This window comes from Desulfuromonas sp. (assembly GCA_002869615.1).
Taxonomy (GTDB): Bacteria; Desulfobacterota; Desulfuromonadia; order Desulfuromonadales; family UBA2294; genus BM707.
Genome location: PKUH01000016.1, coordinates 33,394 through 52,428, shown reverse-complemented (window position 1 = coordinate 52,428; position 19,035 = coordinate 33,394). Strand labels below are relative to the sequence as shown.

Genomic DNA, 19,035 nt, shown 5'->3' with positions numbered 1-19,035 from the left:
CGGGAAGATGTACTGCTTGTAGTCCCCGGCATCGATCGTGCCGCGCAAAGCCGTGGCTGCACCCCAGAGGTATTTTTCGAGTTCTTGTTGTGTCATTCCGCGTCTTCTCCAGCGGTGAGCGCGTTGAAAATAGCGAGTTTCGTAGCCTCACTTAGTTCTGCCTCGTTGAGCACTTCATCCAGAATTGTTCTCAGTAGCTCTTTGGAGATCCGGCCCGCCGCAACATGGTAGCTGATGTTTTCCATCTCGCGCATGAATCGTGTGGCAACAAACACATAACCGTTCAGCAACAGAAACTGGGCGCCCAGCGATAACGCGATACGCTTGTTTCCATCTTCAAAACAGTGAAATTTATTCGCACTGAAAAACAGGTGCGTCAGCTTGTCTTCGAAGGTCGGGTAATAGAGGTCATTTTGAATGTTTTCCAAAACGCTTTCTAGTTGTCCCAGATTCAAAGCACCCAGGGCGCCGCCACCACTCACCTCCACTGTTTTGCGGTGGATTTCAATGGCTTGGTCCAGCGTAATGTAAACCAGTTCAGGCACTACGAGCGCTCCTTCAAGCGTTTCATCACATCCTTTGCATCTTCTAGCCGTTCGGCAAGTTCCTTACTCTTTTCTCCAAGGAATCGTTCAAACTCTTCTCGCTGAACGGGGGTTATATATTCCTTTAATTGATGGTGCAGAGCATCCCGAAAGGCGAGGTCCCGGCTGGCCATCTTATTGCGGGCTTTTTCAACCATCGGCCTCCAAAGCGGCAGCTTCTCAAACGCATCAAACAAAGCATCCACTTCCCATGAACTCAGTTTGCGACCTTTCTTTTCGAACGCAGCGCGAATTTCCTGTCCGAATCCATATTCGTAAGATGACACCAGATCGAGAATCTCTGAATAGAAGGTATCGCGTACTTTTTCTTTTTCGTGCAGTCGAAGTATCTTTCGATATTCCTGTGCGTTTTCGTTGAAGATGCTTACATAAATCTTATCCGTGTAGCGCGGATATTTGAAATTGCCCATATCGACGCAGTCGCGCAGGGCATCGGTAAATTCCTTGCGGTAGTTTTCCTCTTCAAAATAGGAGACCAGAAATTCTTCATCGCGCTGGTTGATATACTTGGTTCCACCGCCGGTGCGCTGGTTGATGGTGTCGAGGACTATGTCTAAAATTGCCTGGCGCATCAAACGCGCCTGCTCACTCTCCGTCATCAGCATCGCCAGATTTAAAAACGCCCTAAAATCAAATACGCCCAGCACAGTCGTTTTGGTAACGAAATCTATTTCGCCACCAAAATGTTCTGAAATGGATAACTTCAGTTCTTTCAAGCGCTTACCGCGCAAAACCTCATAACCGTTTTGGCGCAGTTCTTCCCCATTTTTCTCGATGTAATTATCGATTGTACGCGACGTAACCTCAAAGAATTCCGCCACCTGTTCCTTGAGCACAACGGATCGGCCCTCAAAAGGAATTCCCTTGATATGCGCGGCTTTTTCAATTTCTTGAAGAGCGTAAGGGTTGTTGAGAATATTCTGCCGGTCTACAGCCGATACAGTTAAATCTTTTTTGCTCATCACATAAACCTCTCAAGCACTTTTTTGAACTTCTCTTCCGCCGCTAGGCTTTCCTGCCATGCCCGCTTCAGATCAGCCATGGCATCTTCGACACTCGGTAGGTCATCCTCGATAATCTTCTCAACGTAAAGCGGGATATTGAGATTGAAGTCGTTCTCCTTCAGGTCATCCCTGCTGGCGACCTTGACGTAATTCTCAACATCAGCGTAGTTCCGGTACCAAGTGAAGATCTGCTGCACGTGCTCCGGTTCGAGATAGTTCTGCGCCCGTCCCACTCGGATCTGCTCTGAAGCATCGATGAAGAGAACCTTCTGCTTCTTCTCCGGCTCCTTGTTTTGCTTGAAGACCATGACGCAGGCGGCAAGCTGAGTTCCGTAGAAGACGTTCGGTCCCAGACCGATGACTGCTTCCAGCAGATCCATCTCCAGCAGCGCTTGCCTGATCTTTCCTTCGGCTCCCTTGCGGAACAGCGCTCCGTGCGGCAAAACGACCGCCATCCGGCCCGTACTGTTCATCGACTTAACCATGTGTTGCACCCAGGCCATGTCGCCATTCCCCTGGGGAGGCACACCGGCAATGTTCCGACCATAGGGATCATTCGCCCAGTGACCTGCTCCCCAGTTTTTCAGTGAGAACGGCGGATTGGCAATGACACAATCGAAGGTCTTCAGACCGTCCGCTTCAAAGAAGGCCGGGTCGCGCAGGGTATCGCCACGAACAATCTGAAAGTCCTCGATGCCATGGAGGAACATATTCATCCTGGCAATGGCGCTGGAGGTCAGGTTCTTCTCCTGGCCGAACAGCTTGAGCGTCCGGTAGTCCTCTTTGTTGTCCTTGAGGTGGTCGACACTCTCCAGCAGCATGCCGCCGGTGCCGCACGCCGGGTCATAAATCGTTTCACCTTCATGCGGATCGAGAATCAGGCCGAGCAGGTGAACGACCGAGCGCGGTGTGTAGAACTCACCCGCCTTCTTATTGGTCAAGTCGGCGAAATGCTTGATGAGGTACTCGTAGGCGTTCCCAAGCATATCGGGGTCGACATTCTCGTTACCCAGCGTGTATTGCGAGAAGTGTTCAATCAGATCGATCAGTAACCGATCCGAGAGTTTGTTCTTGTTGCTCCACTGCGCGTCACCGAAGATTCCGTAGAGATATTCCTGATTGGCCTGCTCAATGCCACGCAATGCGTGCTCAATCGCCTGACCGACGTTGACGGTTTGCTCCCGCACATCTTTCCAGTGACACCTCTCTGGGATCTCGAAACGATGCATTTCGGGAAGAGAAGCGTATTCGACATCACCGCCGGACTCCTCAAGTGCAAGTCGATACTCTTCATCGTAGACATCGGAGATCCGCTTGAAGAATAGTAGCGGGAAGATATAGACCTTGAAGTCGGAAGCATCGACCGGCCCCTTGAGAATCCAAGCGGCCTTCGACAAATATTGTTCAAGTTGTGACAGTGTTAGTTTCTTTGACGACATTCCTATCTACCCAATCAAGTCCAAAATAAAAAACCGCCGAACCGGAATTGACCGATTTCAGCGGAATATTACGATTTACAGGGCCCCCAAATCAAATACATCACCACTCCCTAAGCAAAAGCAAAACATGCTAAAAATACAGGTTTTTCAGCAAAAAATCAAAAGCAATCACTTGTCTGGATCATGTCCGACCTCAAGCAGGACATCCAGGTAAGCTAGCTTATCACGTAACAACTTGACTCTCTTGCTCTCTCGACCCTTTTTCTCCGAAGCGACATCCACGATTTGCTGAATACCCTCACGTTGTATTTTTAATAGATTGTAAATATTCTGATCACGCACCACCCCTTCGCTTTCAGAATCATTAGACTGGCCACCCTGCCTTTTGCCTGTTAGCAGCCAGTAAATATCTCGTTCATATTTGTCGTTTAGCCACAATAGAGTTTCTGCATCCGGCGCAGCAACCACCTGCTCCATCCGTGAGACAGACGCGACACTTGTGTTAATAGCTGCTGCATAATCTGACTGTTTTTGGTTTCGATCAGTCCTCAACTTTTTAAACCGCGCCGCAAAAGACTCTTTGTCAAAAAGCTTCCGTTCGATTCTCTTATTTGACTTCCCAGATTTCATAAGTGAAAATCTCCTTACTATATATTATCACTTTTGAAACATGCCACAGAAAGGAATTTATTGCCATGCAAGAATCAATAAACTGTTCAGAAAACCCCGCCCCGCTAGCTGAACGGAATATTGAGATGCCCCCAGACGACGTTGAGCCACCACCTCAAGCGACTCGCCACTCCCCTTCGCACTCTTTTTGTCATTCGGGCTGGAAAATGATCTTGTGGGCATCAAGGCATACTCCGGCGAGGATTTCTGGAACTGGAAGCGCCCTCGTGATTGATGGTCACCACTATTCGTAACGGAACGACACCATAGTTTTGACCACCCCGTATGTTCAAATACGGGGTGGTCCCATTTATCATCATCTATTTCTGCGACTAGAGCGGATATCCCTACTCACAAGACCCAGAACCGCTCTTAACAATCAAAAGTTTAAAGGATTCCATCCCTAAACCCCAAAAAATATAAAAAAACAAAAACAAATGGACTCTTATCTCTCATTTTTTGGATGAAACCACCCCGACCAAAGCTAACCTTAAACGCCAAAAATTAAAACAAAGACTTCCATAAGGCCCAATTGTTTAATATAGTGATCTTAAAAGGAGTCCTTATGTCCAATTTTTTAGATAATCAGCCAGAAATTTTTGTCTCCAATAGCAAGATATCGGCATTGGTCAATCAAGCTGTTAAAGCCGGAAGGCTCAGGAAGATCGGCTCTCGCCTTTACACAAAAAACCTGACATCTCCCCCTGAAGATATCGTAAGAAGAAACTGGTATTTCCTTTTGAAAGACTACTACCCAGATGCATTGATTGCTGACCGCACGGCAATTGAAAACAAACCTGCAACAGATGGATCGGTTTTTATCATTTCCTCCAAAAAAAGAGAAACCATCCTTCCCGGCATCACATTTAAACCCAGACCTGGTGTAGGTGCACTTGAATCTGACAGCCCATTCTTGGGAGGATGCCATTTATCATCTTTCGCAAGAGCGTATCTGGAAAACATGCATCTTTCTCGGGCACGAAAAGGAAGTGTGCCAAGAACACTTTCTCGAAAGGAAATGGATGAGCGTTTAGAGAAGTTTTTAAGACAGCGTGGAGAAAATGCCCTTAATAGTATTAGGGATGAAGCCAGGGACTTGGCTGGAAAAATCGGCGCAGAAAAGGAATACAAACAACTCGACGAGCTGATTGGCTCTTTGCTAGGGACGCGGGATGCTGAACTACAAAGCGATGCTGGCAAAGCACGCAAAGCTGGAACGCCTTACGACCCTGATCGAGTAGAGAAATTTCTAAACCTTTTTGAGAGTTTAAGAGCAACTGCCCCGGTTCATAGGAGCGCCCGGGAAACTTCCCCTGGAGCCAAAACAAATTTAGCTTTCTTTGAGGCATATTTTTCAAATTTCATTGAGGGAACAACATTCGAAATTGAAGAAGCTGTAGAGATCGTTTTTAACGGTCGTATCCCCATGGACAGACCTGAAGACGCTCATGATGTTTTAGGAACATTTAGAATTGTCTCTGATGGTTCGGAAATGGCAAGACTACCGGACAGCTTCAAAGAATTAAAAGAATTAACAAGATCCAGACACGCTGTTTTAATGGAACTGCGCCCGGACAAGAACCCCGGCTCTTTCAAAGAAAAAAACAATCAGGCCGGAAGCAGCCTGTTTGTAGCTCCTGAATTAGTCGAAGGAACCCTGGAAAAAGGATTTGAGATTTATCAATCCCTGGGCCCGCCTCTTTATCGATCTATTTTCATGATGTTTTTGATAAGTGAAGTCCACCCGTTCACAGACGGAAATGGACGAGTAGCACGGATCATGATGAACGCAGAGCTTTTCGCCACAGACGAGCAAAAAATCATTATTCCAACGGTTTATAGGAATAACTATTTAGCTGCCCTGAAAGCATTGACACATAACAACCTGACCGAGCCACTCATCCGAACCCTGGATTTTGCACAAAAATACACGCGGAGCATAGACTGGGAAGATTTTGAAGAGGCGAAACGACAACTGACCGCAACAAATGCGTTTTTAGATCCGAACGAGGCTGATGAAAGAGGAAAGCGCCTCAGCCTTTACCGAGAGGGTTGAAATCAATATTCGTTCAAATCACAAAAAAAAAGAGCCACCTGGATATCTCCAGATGGCTCTTCCCAGGAAACTCTTCCGGAAAAACCCCGTAAGCACCTGATTTTAATGGCGGAGGGGGGGAGATTCGAACTCCCGGTGGCTTGCGCCACAACAGATTTCGAGTCTGTCACCTTCGGCCTCTCGGACACCCCTCCCAATCTATGAGAGCGAACCTTTTTATGTTGCACGGCGTCAGACTCGATCGACCCCACTCGACATAGACATCATGCTATGCCTCGCGCGCTCTCACTCACCTTCCTTGTTCAATATAAAAATTTTCGCTCTTTCTAACTGGGTGTATTGATTTCTCCCTAGCAAAACAATTTTACAGGAAGGGTCTCTGTTATAAATCTTTTTGCGATTTTTTTCCAGCCCTAAGTTGACGAAAAAAACCGCTGAGCATTTCGCTGCACTCTTCAGCCAGCACCCCTTCGGTGACATCGACCGCATGATTGAAGCGTCGGTCAGACGATAAGTCGTAGATCGAACCGACGGCGCCGGCCCGCGGGTCACGGCAGGCGTAAACGAGGCGGGGAATCCGGGCCAGGATGATCGCCCCCATGCACATCACGCAGGGCTCGAGGGTCACGTAGAGGGTTGTTTCGAGCAGGCGCCAGGAATCAAGTCTTTCGGCCGCCTCGCGGATAGCGACCATCTCGGCGTGGGTGGTCGGGTCATTCGAAGTTTCGCGCAGGTTGTGCCCGCGCCCGATAATCTCGCCGGCGTGCACGAGCACCGCACCGATCGGTACTTCATCCTTGCCCTGTGCCTTGCTCGCCTCGACCAGGGCCTCTTTCATAAATCTTTTATCTTGTTCAGGCAAACTCATCGTCACTTCCGATCCATCTGATTGAAGCATGACCTATGTTTGCGGCCAGTCGAAATCCCAACGCAGAATTCCGGACGGCGAACCGGCACAGGCCACCGCGCCAAGGTAATCCCGACCGACCGTAAATGACCTGATCGACCAGCCAGCTCCCGGCTGCTGAAACTGCGGCGACGAAAAACCACCACCCTGTCCCTTCAACCAGGCTTCTTTCCGGGTCCAGGTGCGATAGAAGGCGCGCCGCTGCCGGCCGGCGGCGGTCAGTTTCAAGGCTTCGACTTCGTCCGGAGTGAAAAACTGCGCCGCAATCTTCCCGTATTCAAGCTGCGGATCGATCCATTCGATATCGACACCGAGAGCAGCTGCGGCACTGACGGCCAGCAGTCCCCGACTGCCGGCGTGGGCCAGGTTGAACTCAAGTTCAGCCGTGATCCCGGCCGCCAACCCGGGCTTTCCGTGCTTGCCGTAATCAAACAGAATCTCCGCAGGAGGCAGATCGAGGTAACGGCCGAGGATCTGCCGCAGCCGGATACGGGCCACAATAAACTGATCCGCCTTGGCCGCATCGAGGAGCCGGTCGGCCCGCGCCAGTTCAGCCGCACTCAGCAACGATTTCAGCCGGGTTCGCTCGGCGCCGGCAAGGGTCAGCCGAAAGCGCCAGAGATGAACCTGTCGCCGATCAAGCTCCGGCCGATCGGGCGGGGTCTGCCAGGGAGAAAGTGTGACAGCGGACATAGTGCCTCATCCGGAACGGTTGGCAGCCAACCACTGGCGTAAACGCTCGATCCCCTCATCGAAGGAGACGGCCGGCCGGAAACCGAAATCACGCCGCGCCGCATCGAGATTAAACCAGTGTGCGGTCGACAATTCACGGGCGACAAAACGGGTCATGCGCGGCTCCCCCGGCAGCCGGAACAGGCGATAGATCACTTCGAGGATGGCGCCGATTCCATAGGCGAAAACGGGAGAGATCGTACGGGTCACCGGCGGGATACCGCCGGCGTCGAGAATGCGATTGACGATGTCCCAGATCGGCAGCGGCTCCCCCTGGGCCAGGAAATAAACCTGTCCGGCAACGGCAGAGCCGATCTTGAGATGATCAGACGCCTGCAGATGGGCCTGGGCGGCATTGTCGATGTAAATGGTGTCAGCGAGGCAAGGGCGCCGGCCGAGCTTGCGCAAAGCCCCCTTGCGCCCGCGCTCGAGAATCCGCGGGACCAGGTGATTATCGTCCGGCCCCCAGATCAGATGCGGCCGTAAGGCGACCGTTGCCAGCTGCGCATCGTTGGCCTGCAGCACCAGTTGTTCGGCTTCCGCCTTGGTCTGCGGATAAAAGGCCTCGAAATGTTCCGGGTAAGGCACCGATTCGTCGACCCCCTCCATATCGCTGCCATCAAACACGACACTCGGTGAGCTGGTGTAAACCAGACGCTCGATGCCATGCTGGCGACAGGCGGCAATGACGTTGCGGGTGCCGACCACGTTCGCCTGGTAATACTCCTGATACGGCCCCCAGACACCCGCCTTGGCCGCCACATGAAAAACGATATCACATCCGGCAACGGCACGACTGACCGCATCGGCATCATTCAAATCCCCCCGACAATGCTCAATCCCCAGGTCCGTCAGGGCCGGATGTTGATGGCGGGAGAAAGAGCGAACTTCATCACCCCGCTGGCACAGCAGCTGGACAACCGCCTTGCCGAGGAATCCGCCGCCGCCGGTGACCAATGCCTTCATGACAGCTGCTCCGTCGCCCAGATCGCCAGCTTTTCGCGGAAGATCTTGGCATTGTGTCGAATATCGACCGGGAATGAGGGGTGAAACAGGATGGTTTTGATCGAGCGGGTGAGTTCCTGCCCGGCGCCGAGGCGGAGCAGCTCCTGGCGCAGCTCTTCGGAGGCGACAGCCCCGGTCTCTTTCTCGAGTTCGACGCAGAGGACCGGGCGCTGCGGCGGCGCCGGCCCGACACCGACCAGAGCCGAGCGGAAGACGGCCTGGTGGGTATTGAAAATCGCTTCGCACGGAATCGTAAACAGGGTCTGGTCGGCGGTCACCACCCGGTGCGCCTTGCGCCCGCAAAACCAGATCCGGCCCTGCCCGTCGCGGTATCCGAGATCGCCCATTCGATGATAAACGCCGCCATCTTCGGGGTCGGCGATTTTGGCAAGACGGGTCGATTCGGCCCGGTTGTAATAACTGCGCGTCACCTGCGGTCCCTTGACGATGATCTCACCGATCTCACCGGTGCCGAGCTTGAGGGCGGCATCCCACTCGGCAATCGGTGCATCGGTGATCGCAATGATTTCCAGCTCCAGGCCCGGAACCGGCCGGCCGACACAGACCCCCTGTCCCCGATCGGTCGCCGCGCGCGTTTCCCCGAGGATTTCCCGGCTGCCGATCGAGCAGACCGGCAGGGCCTCGGTGGCACCGTACGGAGTAAAAACCTCGGCCTCGTCGGACAGCATCCCGGCAAACCGCTCCAGCACCGGCGCCGGGACCGGCGCCCCGGCCGAGATGGCCCGCTTCAGGCTTGGCAGTTTGATCTTTTGCGCTGCACCATGGCGGCCGACCCGGTTAATCAGAGCCGGAGAGCCGAACATGGTGGTAATCTGAAAGCGCTCGATGGCGGCGACGATCCGGACCGGATCAACGTCGGCCGGGCGGGTAAAATCCATCTCCGGAACCACCGAGGTCATGCCGAGCGCCGGCGCAAAAAGGGCAAAAAGCGGAAAGGTCGGCAAATCAACTTCGCCCGGCCGGATATCGTAAACCCGGCGCAGGGTTTCGACCTGGGCCGAGAAATTGCCATGACTGTACAGGGCCCCTTTCGGCACACCGGTACTGCCACTGGTGAACAGGATTGCCGCCGTATCATCGGTTTCGGTCTCAACGGTCTGATAGGGCTGGTCGGGGGCAACGGTCTGCAGCAACTTTTCCAGGGTCGTCCCTCCCCAAAAACGCCGACCGACAGTCAGCAGAATCCGGACGGTCGGCCGGCCCCAGCCGAACAACAAGCGGGCCAGGTGCGCTTTGGGGATACCGATAAAGGCGGCGGGTTCAGCCTCGGCCAGACAGGTTTTCAGATTCTTGATCCCCATCCCCGGATCAACCAGCACCGGGACGGCGCCGGTCTTGAACAGCGCGAAGGTCAGAGCAAAGAACTCGAACCCGGGCGGCACCATCAGAACCGTGCGCACACCGCGCCGGATGCCGATCGACTCAAGCGCCTGTGCCATCCGGTTACTTTCCCGGTCGAGCTCGGAAAAACTGTATTGGCGGTAGACGGTTTGCTGTTGCGCGTCACAACCCTGCGGGATATGGATCGCCGGGGAGTCCGGCTGGAGACGGGCCATCTCCGGAAGATGGGCTGCAACATTGGCAAAAACGGACTGGCTCATCATGCCCTCTTGGTCAATGGGTGTTCCTCCAGGAACCGTTCGATCAGCGGAATGACTTCGTCCTTGGCATCCTCGAGAATGTAGTGGCCGCAATCGGCAAACGTGTGCACTTCGGCCAGCGGAAAACGGCGCTGCCATTCCTCGAGAAAGTGCCGGTCGAACACGAAATCCCTGAGTCCCCAACAGATCGTCATCGGCACTGCGGCGAACCGCTCCAGGCCCGCTCCGATAGTGCTGACCAGAGCATAACCGGGGTCGGCCGGCGCCAGGGGGATATCCCGAACAAACTGCAGGGTGGCGATGCGATTGGCCGGCGTATCGTACGGCGCACAATAGGCTTGCCGCAAAGCTTTCGGCATCGGATTGCGCTTGCAGCCGACCCGCGCCGCCATGACGGCAAACATGTTCAGCCGCAGGACCAGAAATCTGCCGAGCGCGGTATCGCGACAGATTTTCAACGCCGGCGGAAACTTTTTAGCGGCCGGCAGGTGGAATGCGGCGGTATTGAGAATGACCAGGCGGGCAATCTGCTCAGGGTGCCGCGTGGCGTAACCCATACCGATCATCCCGCCCCAGTCATGCACCACCAGGGTAATCCTCTGGTCGACTCCGAGATGCGCAAGCAGCGCTTCAAGGTCGTCGATCCGCTGTTCCAGGGTATAGGCATAATCGGCAACAGCCGGCTTCTGCGACAGACCGCAGCCGATATGGTCAGGTACGATGACGCGGTACTTCTGTCGCAGGGCATCGACCAGATTGCGGTAATAGAACGACCAGCTCGGATTACCATGCACCATCACCACCGGGTCACCCTGACCCTCATCGAGATAATGGTATTGCAGACCGTTCAGGTCGAGAAAATGACTGGCAAAAGGATAGGGTCTACTCATTACCACTGGATACCCAACATCAGACAATTCAGACCACTGCCGATGCCGAGGAAACCGACGATATCGCCCGGCAACAGGTTGTCACGCTCCTTGGCAATGGCCGCGGTCACCGGCAGGGAGACCGTGCCCATATTGCCGAGATAGCCGTAGGTCGAAAAATCCTTTTCCGGGCTGATCCCGATGGCCTGCAGAATCAGGGCCTGGTGCGCCTCACCGACCTGGTGACAGATCACCTTGTCAACCCGCTCCGTGCTGAGATCGAGTTCCTTGAGAAAAGCGTCCCAGGTCTTTTTCCCGAGTTCCACCCCATGCTTCATCACGGCGACCGCATCGGTCTGCATATAGGGAACATGATTTTCCGGATCGTCGGACGAGACCCCCCAGCGGCAGAGGGCGTGGTGCTGCGGCTCGGCCAGGTTGACCCCGCCGAGCAGGCGTGGTCGCCGGGCCGGAGTAAAAGACCCGTCGGTAAGCAGGACTGCCGCCGCGCCGGAGCCGCCGGTCAATGTCGCCAGCGATTTGGTGAAGTTCTCCATGGTCGGGGTATCGAGCATCTGCTGAATCATGATCTCGTTGATCTCCCGGGAGCTCTCGCAGGCAACGACCAGGCCGGCCCGAATCTGGCCCAACTCAATGCGATTGGCGATATCGAGGACTCCGTTGAGGACTCCGAGGCAGGCATTGGACGTATCGTAGATGGCGGCGTCGCCCCGCACCCCCAGCGCTGCCGCCACCTGACAGGCGGTCGCCGGCTCGAAATGCTCACGACAGACGCCGGCATAAACAACGGCCCCGATATCCTCCGGGGCAATATTGCGCTCACGCAACGCCTTTTTGGCGGCGTCAATCGCCCCTTCCGAGATCAGAGCGTTAGGCTGCCACCAGCGCCGCTCGCGAATGCCGGTCAAGGCTTCAAGCTGACCGAGCGAAATATGCAAGGTCTCATACATCGGCTTCAACCGGTTTTCGAGCTCGGTCGAGGTTACGACAATCGGTGCCAGTTCATAACCGACCGATTCAACATAGACACGTGAGTACTTCATTCACACCACCATCGCAGCTGTTAATATCTGTAGGTACACAACCTTGCCCATACTACCTGCCACAGCCGGCTCAGGCAAGTCCTTGCTGACTGGCCGACGTTTCGCGCAACTTGATCGTAAAGTCGGTCATCTGATAGATGACCTTGCCATCAACCGAGAGGAAGCCGTTTGCCTTCAGTATTTGCTGATCGTCATCGACCGCCGTAATCACCGCATCGACCACAACCTGATCGTTGCTCGGGATAATCTGGCCGCGGTAGTTCCAGCTGTGCCGGGCGCCGAGAACCATGGTCTCAAACAGACTTTGCTCACGCCCGCCCCATCGTTTCATCGCCGCAACCTTGAGCAGCTGCAGCAAAGATTCGAGCCCGAGGGACCCGGGGCAGACCGGGTCCTGATAGAAGTGGGCCTTAAAGAACCACTCTTCAGGATCGACCCTCTTGCTGCCGCGAATCAGGCCAAGCCGTTCCGGCCCGCCATCGGCAACAAACAGCTCAATCCGGTCGAGCATGCGCAGCTGCTTTTCGGGGTAAGGGGCCGTAGCCGGATAGGCAAAGGACTCGGAACGGGCGAGCTCTTCCGCGGTCGGGGTGTACAGCTGCGCTTCACGCACGCCAACCTGCTGTGCAAGCGACTCGCCCGAGAAAAAGCCGAACACGGTCGTGCCGGTATAGACCGGCCCGATTTGATCACTGATTTCAAAATCGTAATTCTGGATAATCATGCCGCCGCTGCTGGCAATGCGGGTGATCTTGACCCGGGTCGTCAACAGACCTGACTCCGGCGTAACCGCCCGGTGCTGCACGGCATCGCCATCGATGTTGCGGAATTTGAGGTCGGTCTCGCTGGTCAGGGCCGACCCGAGATAGGCCGCCAGCCAGCCGCACGGCTGCAGCCCGGTCTCGAGCAGAACGCTGAACGGCATCTGCGGTTGGCGCCCGGCCGCGAAGTACCAGGCATCTTCCGGCACATCGTACTCGGCGACGCAGGTCGCTCCTTCGACCAACTTGAACGGTTCACCGGTGACGCCGACGATGCGGTCGAGAAACTGGAACGGCGGGCGCGGCAGACGGGCGATCTTGCGCTGCTGGTCAAAGATCCGGTACGGCTCACCAAATGCTTCCGAGGGGTTACCCGCCGAGAACGCCAGGATCTTGTCGTAATCATAGAGAACCCGCGGAGCGGGGGCCGGGGGCCGGGAACCGGACTGAGACTGTCCCCACAAACTTTCGACCTTGGCACGATTCAACCCGGCCAGGCGGATCGACATATTCGGGATCTCGACGATCGGCTTGCCGTCGGCAAACATCAGGGCGTCACCAATGGCAAACGGTTCCGGGCCGTAACCAAGCTCCTTGATACTGACCTGGTATGTGACGGTCCTGGTCGTCTCGACCACCTGGCCGCGACATTTCAGGCCGCTGTCAACACCGGGCACCGGCTCGCACCAGGTGCTGCCATCCTCCCCGATCCAGCCCATGCGCAGCAGGTAGATGCGCAGGGTGTGCATGCAGCACTCGTACATCAGGGTGCCGGGCATGACATTATCGTCGCAGAAATGACAGGTCAGAAACCAGTCGTCCGGACGGATGTCCATCTCGGCGCGAATCTGGCCGAGGCCATAGCGTCCGCCCTGCGGATCAAGTTCGATGACCCGGTCAACCAACTTCAGGTAGCCACCGGGCAGGGTATAGGGTTTGGTCAAGGCAAGGTTTTCAAAGGGCGCACCGAAGGCCCGGCCGAGGTCGCCGGCGTAGATCGCATTCACCTCTGCCGCATCGTACGATTCGACCTTTAACGGCACCAGGTCTCGCCAGTCGTCCGGCTTGATACCCGGTTGCGGCAGCAGGTCGAGCCTGGTATGGACGATCCCCTGCCCGGCCGCCAGTTCCTGTTCGGTAAAGAAACCGGCACAGCCATTCTGCATCGACAGCAAAGGCTCTCCGTTGACCGTGCCTTCAAAATTAAAGCGGAACAGATAGGTCTGATCCTGGCGGAAGAAATGATCAATCCTGATATCGTAACGAATCACATCGCCGGGCACCGGCAGGCCACGATGAAAGGTGACCACGGCGTCGAGCAGCCGATAAACCGCTTTTCCTTTGCCGACAAAGTCAATGCCCAGGTAACCGGAAAGGAAGAGGTCAGCCTGCCCCGCTTCGACGGCGATACAGGTCGGGATCCGGCCACCATCGAGGTACCAGCGATCTGCCGTGACATCATGCTCGGTGACGACGCGGCCGCCTGTCATGGAGCGCGGCTCGCCTTCGATCGTCATAATCCGGTCAACCAGCATCAACGGTTCATACGGCAGGCGTACCCGGGTCGGATAAGTGTCAACCTCGGCGAACTCAGGCCCGAGGACCTTGGCGATCGAGCCGATGGCGAACTCCATGCACATGTCACGATCTAATACCGGGGGCTGGGGGCTGGAAGCCGGGGGTTGGTTCACCACCATCTGCGAATGAGGCGAGGAAGTATCTCCATACCCCGGTTCCCAGTCTCCAGCCTCTATTCTCTCTCCGTTCGCGGCCATCTTCTGCAGAATCGACATCTGCAGATTGATGTTCTCGGTCAGCGTCTTCTCCATGGTGCTGGCAAACTGCAGGTAGCCCTCATGCGCCCGGGCCTGCATCTCCGCCGTCTCAGCCATTTGCGCCACCAGCGGATCCTGACTGAGATCCCTGGGCTGGCCGGGGACTGGCCGGGGACTGGCCCCTGGCTCCTGATTGAGGTGTTCCGTGTCTTGCGGCCCGTCTGTCGGCTGTTCGTCAACAGCGCTTGCCGTCGCAATTTCCGGCGGTAGTGGCGCCGGGGAAAAAGCCTCGCCCCCGATCACCGTTGCAATGCGCGAACCTGCACTCTTTTCCGGCGCCACGATACTCTCCGGATAAAGCACAGAGAGATCCAGCGGCACACGTTCCGCAAGACAGTTTGCCAGCAGACGCAGAAGCAACGAAGTCGGTTTCTGCCCGGGATAACAGGCCGCCCTGGACATATGCGGCTGGCCGTCCAGGATACTGCTGATCATTCTGCTGCAGGAGTTGCCCGGTGCCATCTCGAGGAAGATGCGGACGCCATCAGCATAAGCCTGTTCAACAACCCTGGTATAGTCGACCGTCTGCAGAGCCTGGCCGAGGATGACGTCAGCGGCACTGTCAGTCGTCACCGCGTAGCGTTCACCACGGTGACAGCTGTAGAAGGAGATCCCTTCGGGAGCGGTCACCGGGAAAAGGTGCAGATCACGGTAGGCCTTCCTGACCGGTTCGGCAACCTCGCAGTGAACTGTCGTGACGCCGCGCAGCGGGAAGAAATGCCCATCGACTTCACTGGCCAGGGCTTCAACCTGGCTGCGATCACCACCGATCACGCACTCATTGTGGGTGTTAATGATCAGCAGGTAGGCTTTATCCTTGCCTTTGAGAGCTTTCTTGACCTGCGCGGCCGGCGCCCCGACGAGACCGAGGATCCAGTCAACCTGTTCATTTTTCTTTAATCCCCAGACCTTGCGCGCAGCCTTGCATTCACCCGCCAGATCCTCGGTAAAGAGCGTTGATTCTGCCAACCTCTGCGCCATGCCGTCGCGATCTCGCCAGGCCTTGAGCGAGAACAGACCCGCCGACTCACCTAGGCTGTAGCCACTGACCACGTCGGGCTCAACACCGAAGCTGCGGACCAGGTCACTCACCGCGGTACCGAGAGCCACCTGGGCAATAACCAGGGCATTATGGTTCTCGTGTAGAGCCTCTGCCAACTCCGGTTTCCAGAAGTGTCCGGGCAAATACTGCCGGGCTAAAAATTTACTGTCGGCGTCCTGAGCGTTGTAGATAGCCGGCCAGCGGGCAGACAGTTCAGCACCCATCCCCGCAAAATGGTTGCCGGAGCCGGGAAAGATAAAGGCCACCTTGCCTTGACGGGCCAGAGGATCGGGGGAGTAGAAGAGCCGATCACGAATGGCCGTTGAAAGAGAGCTGCCATGATAGCCAAGCGCTTGTTCCGGGTCGCGGCTCAATGACTGCTCGGCATGCTCCAGTTGCGCCAGCAGTTCTGCACGACTCGACGCAACCATGGCAACACAGAGCTTATGCTGGCTGTTCAGCTTTGCATCAAGAAACCATTGGGCGGCAAACTGCTCAATATCGCCATCAGGAGCCATGGCGACAAAATCCCGCAATTGAGAAATCCGTGTCACGAGGTCGTTCGCATTATCACCATCCAGTGCGAACAGCCCTTCATCCATGGCTCCCAGTGGACGATCGACAAAATGACCCGGGGCAGCCTTGGCGTCAACTCCTTCGAGAATGGCATGTGAGCAGGTGCCGTCTGCGCCGACACCGCTTACCAGCGCCCGCCGCCGACCCTCAGCCCGGTTGCGCAACCAGTAGCGGGCCGAGTCAGGAGCGATAAAGCTGCGCATGCCACGTACCCAATCGAAACGCAGTGATTCGAGGTTGCGCAGCGGCGGAAGGATCTGCTGATCGAGGCAGGTCGCAGCCTTAACCAGAGAGGCAAGTCCGGCGGCGGCACCGGCGTGCCCGATATCGGCTATGGCACTTCCGATATAGCAAGGGTTCTCGGCTTTCTGGTTACCGAAAAACGTACTGAGCGCCTTCGCCTCCAACTCATCTTCATCGGGCAAACCACTACCATTGGCTGCCAGGTAGCTGACGGTTTCGGGAGAGGCCCCCGCCTCATGGCTGGCTCTCTCAACAGAGCGCGTGTAAGTGTCGCTATCGGTATGGCTCTCTTCGACCGGGCCACCGGTTGAGGTCCCGAGGCCCTTGATCACGGCATAGATGTGATCACCATCCTGCCGGGCATCATCGAGGCGCTTCAGGATAACCGCCGCGGCGCCTTCACCGACCAGAGCACCATCGGCATTCTGATCGAAAGGTGAAGCTGCCCCCTTGGCAGAGAACGGATGGGAAGCGTGACGGCCGAGCACAGATCGTAAATCACCGGCCATATCGGCAGCACCAACAATAGCGCGGTTGATTGAACCTTCCTGTAATTCGCGGACCCCGACTTCGAGGGCGCGTAGACCGGAATTCTCTTCACTGGAGAGGGTAAAGCTCGGGCCGCCAACGCGGAACTCCTTGGCGATGCGACTGGCAACAATGCTGCCAAGGGCCCCCATCACCCGGTTGGCGCTTAAGGCCGGGCCAGCTGATTCTCGCAATTAGGCAATCCACTGCTGCAGCTCATGGTCAGAGAGCTCCCGGCCCAACTGCTGCGCCCACGCTCGGGCATATTTTTCGATTCCCCACCGGAAGCTGAAGTTGGTTGCATTCAGATCCAGACCGGTCCCGATAAAGACGCCGGTAAAGAGCAGGTCATCTTTTTCAAGCCCGGCGTCTTTTAGCGCTTCAGCAGCGACTTTGAGCATCAACAGCTGCCGCGGCAACATCTCTTCCACCTCCCTGGGTGGAATCCGGAAAGCGCCCGGAGCAACCGCAACTTCAGAAACAAAGAACCCCTTGAAAGAATCCTGATGCAGACCGTTTTCCCGGAACCAGCGACTCTGTTCCACTCCCCACCAGTGTTTCGGTGGCTGCGGGTCGACATCGGGCCCTCCGCCCAAAAGTCGACTGCGCAACTCGTCCAGAGATCCCCAATGGCCAAAATGCGCCCCCATACCAACGATCGCAATCGGAGTCGCCTTCTTCTTCGAGGTTGGCAGATATGTGACCGAACTCTTGACGGGCTTCTTCGGAATCCACTCCTCGATCAACAGGTGCGCGTTGATACCGCCGAAGCCAAAGGCGCTGATCGCCGCACGGCGTGGCTGCCCCTGTTTGCGCGCTTTCCAGGGTTTCGCCTCTTGCAGTACACGGAAAGGGCTGGAATCGAGGTCAACCCCCTTTGCCGGGTTGGAAAAATTAGCGGTCGGCGGCAAGGTTCGTTCCTTGAGCGCCAGCAAGGTTTTCATCAGGGCTGCCGAACCGGCTGCGGTTAGCAGGTGGCCAATGTTTGATTTGACCGAACCGATCACACACTGACCGGGCTGCCAGCCGTCATCACCCCAAAGAGTCCTCAGGCTGGAAAATTCGACCACGTCTCCGACCGGAGTACCGGTCGCATGGCATTCGATCATATCGATATCAGAGGGCGACCATCCGGCCTGCTGGTAAGCAGAGCGCATCGCCCTCAGCTGTCCTTCGGAAGCAGGGGCCAGCAGGCTGCCGCCAAGATCATTGGAGAGGCCGATACCGCGGATCACCCCATAGATGTGATCACCGGCGTGCACGGCATCCTCGGTCCGCTTGAGGAGAAACATGCCGCTGCCCTCACCGACCACCAGGCCGTTGCCATTGGCATCAAAAGGAGAACAGGTGCCCGTCGGAGAGAGCGCATGCAGCTGAGAAAAACCCATCTGGGTATAAAGCGAATCGGGGCGAGCCAGGCCGCCGGTCAGCATCGCATCGGCTCGTCCGGAAACGAGTTCATCAACCGCCAGCTTTATCGCGTAAAGCGATGAGGCGCAAGCGGCATCAAGCGTATAGCAGGTCCCGCCCAGGCTGAGCGCTTTGGCAAGGATTCCGGCGGGCAATCCGGCAACATAGCGATTCAGGGGATCAACTGAAGGGAGTTCCGGGACCTGCTCGGGGCCAAGCAATTTTTCTGCGAAAGCATGCCCGAGGTAATCACGGGCCATGGTCGAGGAGAGTTCACTTGGCAAGGCCAGGTTGCCAATAATCACACCGACCCGCTCGCGATTCAGCTGATCAATCCGACCATCACTGAAAGCCTGATGTCCGGCACGCAGTAACAGGCGAAACATCGGGTCAAGCTTGGTGAGGAAATCGGCATCGATATCGAGTCCGGGGATTGACCTTGTCTCGGTTTCGTCGTCAAGGAAGCAGGCTTTTTTCGAATAAACCTTGTCCGGGACGCCGACCCTGGCATCGTAGGCATCTTCAACATCGAGCAGCCAGCGCCCTTTCGGCGGCTGACGCGAGGTGTCAACATTCCCGACGATTGTTTCCCAGAAACGGTCCAGGGTCGGTGACATTGGGAAAATGCCGCCGACCCCGACGATTGCAACCGATTGTCCGTGTTTCAT

Annotated in this window: 11 protein-coding genes, 1 tRNA gene and 1 pseudogene; 1 reads left to right on the top strand and 12 read right to left on the bottom strand. The window is 56.0% G+C overall.

All coding sequences use genetic code 11. The features are described from left to right. Positions 1-92 precede the first annotated feature (92 nt). From C0623_02955 to C0623_02940, 4 genes are all read right to left on the bottom strand, one after another. Positions 93-545, bottom strand: coding sequence for a type II toxin-antitoxin system death-on-curing family toxin (locus tag C0623_02955; GenBank protein ID PLY03011.1), 453 nt, complete (start codon positions 543-545; stop codon positions 93-95). Next, the gene (locus tag C0623_02950; GenBank protein ID PLY03010.1) at positions 545-1,567 is read right to left on the bottom strand and encodes a DNA-binding protein; all 1,023 of its coding nucleotides are present in this window, start codon (positions 1,565-1,567) and stop codon (positions 545-547) included. The genes C0623_02955 and C0623_02950 overlap by 1 nt, the downstream gene beginning before the upstream one ends. After that, positions 1,567-3,048: a DNA methylase gene (locus C0623_02945; GenBank protein PLY03009.1), complete on the bottom strand. Its 1,482-nt coding sequence runs from the start codon at positions 3,046-3,048 to the stop codon at positions 1,567-1,569. The genes C0623_02950 and C0623_02945 overlap by 1 nt, the downstream gene beginning before the upstream one ends. A 168-nt stretch (positions 3,049-3,216) precedes the next feature. Beyond that, positions 3,217-3,678: a hypothetical protein gene (locus C0623_02940; GenBank protein PLY03008.1), complete on the bottom strand. Its 462-nt coding sequence runs from the start codon at positions 3,676-3,678 to the stop codon at positions 3,217-3,219. 604 nt (positions 3,679-4,282) lie between these two features. Between C0623_02940 and C0623_02935 the strand changes: the two genes are divergently transcribed. Continuing rightward, the gene (locus C0623_02935; GenBank protein PLY03007.1) at positions 4,283-5,773 is read left to right on the top strand and encodes a cell filamentation protein Fic; all 1,491 of its coding nucleotides are present in this window, start codon (positions 4,283-4,285) and stop codon (positions 5,771-5,773) included. A gap of 106 nt (positions 5,774-5,879) precedes the next feature. On the opposite strand, the gene C0623_02930 is transcribed toward C0623_02935, so the two are convergent. The 8 genes and pseudogenes from C0623_02930 to C0623_02895 form a co-directional block, all read right to left on the bottom strand. Continuing rightward, a tRNA-Ser gene (locus C0623_02930) sits at positions 5,880-5,967 on the bottom strand. Positions 5,968-6,155: 188 nt separating this feature from the next. Continuing rightward, the gene (locus tag C0623_02925; GenBank protein ID PLY03006.1) at positions 6,156-6,641 is read right to left on the bottom strand and encodes a tRNA adenosine(34) deaminase TadA; all 486 of its coding nucleotides are present in this window, start codon (positions 6,639-6,641) and stop codon (positions 6,156-6,158) included. A gap of 33 nt (positions 6,642-6,674) precedes the next feature. Beyond that, positions 6,675-7,373, bottom strand: a complete 699-nt coding sequence (locus C0623_02920; GenBank protein ID PLY03005.1) for a hypothetical protein — start codon at positions 7,371-7,373, stop codon at positions 6,675-6,677. 6 nt (positions 7,374-7,379) lie between these two features. Continuing rightward, positions 7,380-8,378, bottom strand: a complete 999-nt coding sequence (locus tag C0623_02915; GenBank protein ID PLY03004.1) for a 3-beta hydroxysteroid dehydrogenase — start codon at positions 8,376-8,378, stop codon at positions 7,380-7,382. Continuing rightward, positions 8,375-10,039: a peptide synthase gene (locus tag C0623_02910; GenBank protein PLY03003.1), complete on the bottom strand. Its 1,665-nt coding sequence runs from the start codon at positions 10,037-10,039 to the stop codon at positions 8,375-8,377. Before C0623_02910 ends, C0623_02915 begins: the two co-directional genes overlap by 4 nt. After that, entirely contained in the window at positions 10,039-10,929 is an 891-nt protein-coding gene (locus C0623_02905; protein PLY03002.1) for an alpha/beta hydrolase, read from the bottom strand. The genes C0623_02910 and C0623_02905 overlap by 1 nt, the downstream gene beginning before the upstream one ends. Continuing rightward, positions 10,929-11,972: a 3-oxoacyl-ACP synthase III gene (locus C0623_02900; protein PLY03001.1), complete on the bottom strand. Its 1,044-nt coding sequence runs from the start codon at positions 11,970-11,972 to the stop codon at positions 10,929-10,931. The genes C0623_02905 and C0623_02900 overlap by 1 nt, the downstream gene beginning before the upstream one ends. A gap of 70 nt (positions 11,973-12,042) precedes the next feature. Further along, positions 12,043-19,035 (bottom strand): annotated as a pseudogene (locus C0623_02895) (type I polyketide synthase).

Coding starts and splice junctions, on each gene's coding strand:
- C0623_02910 (PLY03003.1), bottom strand. CDS start 10,039: ATGAGCCAGTCCGTTTTTGCCAATGTTGCAGCCCATCTTCCGGAGATG.
- C0623_02935 (PLY03007.1), top strand. CDS start 4,283: ATGTCCAATTTTTTAGATAATCAGCCAGAAATTTTTGTCTCCAATAGC.
- C0623_02925 (PLY03006.1), bottom strand. CDS start 6,641: ATGAGTTTGCCTGAACAAGATAAAAGATTTATGAAAGAGGCCCTGGTC.
- C0623_02920 (PLY03005.1), bottom strand. CDS start 7,373: ATGTCCGCTGTCACACTTTCTCCCTGGCAGACCCCGCCCGATCGGCCG.
- C0623_02905 (PLY03002.1), bottom strand. CDS start 10,929: ATGAGTAGACCCTATCCTTTTGCCAGTCATTTTCTCGACCTGAACGGT.
- C0623_02900 (PLY03001.1), bottom strand. CDS start 11,972: ATGAAGTACTCACGTGTCTATGTTGAATCGGTCGGTTATGAACTGGCA.
- C0623_02940 (PLY03008.1), bottom strand. CDS start 3,678: ATGAAATCTGGGAAGTCAAATAAGAGAATCGAACGGAAGCTTTTTGAC.
- C0623_02945 (PLY03009.1), bottom strand. CDS start 3,048: ATGTCGTCAAAGAAACTAACACTGTCACAACTTGAACAATATTTGTCG.
- C0623_02915 (PLY03004.1), bottom strand. CDS start 8,378: ATGAAGGCATTGGTCACCGGCGGCGGCGGATTCCTCGGCAAGGCGGTT.
- C0623_02950 (PLY03010.1), bottom strand. CDS start 1,567: ATGAGCAAAAAAGATTTAACTGTATCGGCTGTAGACCGGCAGAATATT.